3 protein-coding genes and 1 pseudogene are annotated in these 2973 nt (G+C 50.5%); all 4 read right to left on the reverse strand.

Annotated elements, in window-relative coordinates; all coding sequences use genetic code 11:
* Nucleotides 1-352: ACP S-malonyltransferase (locus F8N00_RS17390; RefSeq protein ID WP_421018680.1), on the reverse strand; the 352-nt coding region annotated here is incomplete at its 3' end.
* 16 nt (nt 353-368) lie between these two features.
* The gene (gene plsX / locus F8N00_RS17395) at nt 369-1364 is read right to left on the reverse strand and encodes a phosphate acyltransferase PlsX (protein WP_055968645.1); all 996 of its coding nucleotides are present in this window, start codon (nt 1362-1364) and stop codon (nt 369-371) included.
* Nucleotides 1361-1930 (reverse strand): transcription factor FapR, encoded by a 570-nt coding sequence (gene fapR / locus F8N00_RS17400; protein WP_023468752.1) that lies wholly within the window; start codon nt 1928-1930, stop codon nt 1361-1363. Before fapR ends, plsX begins: the two co-directional genes overlap by 4 nt.
* 85 nt (nt 1931-2015) lie before the next feature.
* Nucleotides 2016-2954: pseudogene (locus F8N00_RS17405) on the reverse strand (ATP-dependent DNA helicase RecG); the annotation flags it as partial.
* Between the last annotated feature and the right edge of the window lie 19 nt (nt 2955-2973).

A 2973-nucleotide genomic window follows, 5' to 3' on the forward strand; every position in this document is an offset into this window, starting at 1 on the left:
GTGGGCTCGGAGATGTGTATAAGAGACAGGCTTCAGACGGTGTGATGACAGAAGCTGCGACGAGCGCACTATATTCTCCAACACTGTGTCCGAGTACGAAATCAGGTGTATGTCCTTGTGCTGCGTACTGCTGTGCGAGTAATGCACTGTGTGCGACGATGGCTGGTTGAGCGATGTCCGTCGCTTTCAATTCATCCTTCGTCCCTGTCGTCATCAGCGTCGTCAGATCCAGACCAATTCGCGTTCCGAGGTCAGCGAGTGCTTGGCGTGTCTCGTCTTGCGTGATGAGCGTCTGTCCCATTCCAGGCGTTTGTGACCCTTGTCCCGGAAACATCCAAACTGTTTTCCCCATCTCGTCTCACTCCTTCTTAACGTGCTTTTGTTGCCTTCGCTTGAACGATTTTGGCAACGACTTCTTGTTCGACCATCTTTTCCGCTTGAACGAGCGCTCGGCTGAATGCGTAGGCATTACTTGAACCATGCGCCTTGATGACCGGAGCCGCAATCCCGAATAGTCCAGCACCGCCATATTCTTCATAGGCGAGCAACTGCTTCATTTTTTTCAACTTCGGTTTCAGTACGAGAGCGGCGAGCTTTGATGTCCACGAGCTCATGAATTGTTCCTTCATGACACCCATGATCATACTGGCTGCCCCTTCAGTACTTTTAAGTAACGTATTGCCGGCAAAACCTTCCGTGACGATGACATCGACGTCACCGCTCATCGCTTCTCTCGCCTCGACGTTCCCAACGAAATGAATCGGTGCTGTCTCAAGTAGCGGATACGTTTCCTTCGTCAGTGCATTCCCTTTACCGGCTTCTGATCCGATATTCAAGAGTCCGACTTTTGGACGTGTGATGCCGCGAACTTGTTCTGCGTAGACAGACCCCATGATGGCATAATCGAGCAAATGCTCTGCCTTCGCATCCGGGTTGGCGCCAACATCTAAGATGACGACACCTTTCCCATTACGTGTCGGGAAAGTCGGGGCCAGTGCAGGACGGTCAACTCCTTCGATTCGACCGATGACGAACAATCCGGCAGTCATGAGCGCTCCCGTGTTGCCTGCTGAAATCAAGGCATCTGCCTCTCCTGATTTCACCAGGTTTGCAGCCACAACGAGTGAGCTATCTTTCTTGCGGCGAATCGCACGTACCGGTTCATCTTCTCCGGTGATGACGGATGCCGCGTGGACGATCGTCACGCGCGGATCCTCGATTGTGTATGAGCGTAATTTCAACTCATCTCCGACTAGTCGGATATCGATGTCTTCGTTTGGACGTTCTGCCAAATAGGCAACGACCCCTTCTACGATGGCACGGGGTGCGTGATCGCCCCCCATAGCGTCAACTGCTAAAATCATTTCGATTCCTCCTTACTACTTCGATACACTGTGAACTCACCGATGAAGACACATTCTTCACCGACATAACTCTCCACCGTGATGTCAGAACGACCATCTTGACGATGGGAACTGACGAATGCCTTCGCAACGACGCGTTCTCCGACGTGAACGGAGCGTGTGAACTGAACGTTCGCACGTGTCGTCAACGCGAGTTCATCGTCGATGAGCGCAATCGCAAGCGAGTTTGCCTGCGCGAACAAAATATGTCCGCGGGCGATCGCATTCCGACTAAACGCATGTTCCGGCAAAATCTCAAGGATCGAGATCGCAGATGTATCGAGTTTCAGGTCAATCATATCACCAATGACTTCATTTTCAGTCAACGTACGCACATCATCCAGCCGTTCGGTCGCGACGTGTTTAATTCGCTCCCGTAATTCCGGAATCTTTAATTCCATCCGGTCGAGACGAATCGTCTGAATACTGACACGGAATCGTGTCGCCAGCGCTTCATCCGTGATGAACGGATTTTGCTCGATCGTCTGTAATAATTCTTGTTGTCTCTCTTTTTTAGGTACCCGCATGTATGTTCCTCCCACAAGAAGGATGACCACTATTATTACCTGGTACTAATAGTAGTATATATCCCTTGTTGTTCACTTTCAAGTATTATTCGATTCTTTCTCCTTCAAGTAGCCCTTGTCGTTCGATATAGTCACGCAAGACATCGTATTCCGGCGCTTGCCAAAAGGCGTCCGATCGCAGTAATCGGACTGCATCTTGTCGCGCGGTTTCCATGACTTGTATATCGAGCGCCGGATCGGTCAAGACGAAGCGCGGTAATCCACTTTGTTCGGTACCGAAGAAATTTCCGGCTCCGCGCAGTTTTAAATCCTTTTCCGCTAGCTTGAAGCCATCGTTCGTCTCCGTCATCGTCTTGATCCGTTCTTTTCCCGTATCGGAAGAGGGATCGGCGATTAGAATACAGTAAGACTGGGCATCGCCTCGACCGACGCGTCCTCTTAATTGGTGTAATTGCGCAAGACCGAAGCGTTCTGCATCATGAATGACGATGATCGATGCGTTCGGAACGTTCACGCCGACCTCGACGACCGTCGTTGAAACAAGGATTTGAACAGTATTCTCCTTGAATGCCTGCATGACCTCGTCTTTTTCTGAAGAAGTCAAGCGCCCATGCATCAAACCGACATGATAAGGCTTGAACCGCTCGGTCAATGTCGCATGTAATTCGATCGCATTTTGAACTTCGAGTGATTCGGATTCCTCGATCAATGGCGTGATGACGTAGGCTTGTCGACCTTGCGACAATTCTTTCTCGACGAATCCGAAAACGCGTTCCATCTGTTGCGGTTTCGCCCAGTAGGTCTCGATTTCCTTTCGTCCCGCCGGCATCTCATCGATGATCGAAACATCCATATCTCCAAAGACCGATATCGCAAGCGTACGCGGAATCGGTGTCGCTGTCATATATAATACATCTGCCTGTTCAGCTTTCGCGCGCAACCGCTTCCGTTGTTCGACACCGAAGCGATGTTGTTCATCGGTGATGACGAGGTGTAATGCCTTGAACTGGACGGTGTCTTGAACTGTCTCTTATACACATCTC

Origin of the sequence: Exiguobacterium sp. A1_3_1 (assembly GCF_048985645.1) — a bacterium.
GTDB classification, from domain to species: domain Bacteria; phylum Bacillota; class Bacilli; order Exiguobacteriales; family Exiguobacteriaceae; genus Exiguobacterium_A; species Exiguobacterium_A indicum.

What these genes read in the sequence shown, in the direction of transcription:
- plsX (WP_055968645.1), bottom strand. Translation starts at nt 1,364, where the DNA reads ATGATTTTAGCAGTTGACGCTATGGGGGGCGATCACGCACCCCGTGCC.
- fapR (WP_023468752.1), bottom strand. Translation starts at nt 1,930, where the DNA reads ATGCGGGTACCTAAAAAAGAGAGACAACAAGAATTATTACAGACGATC.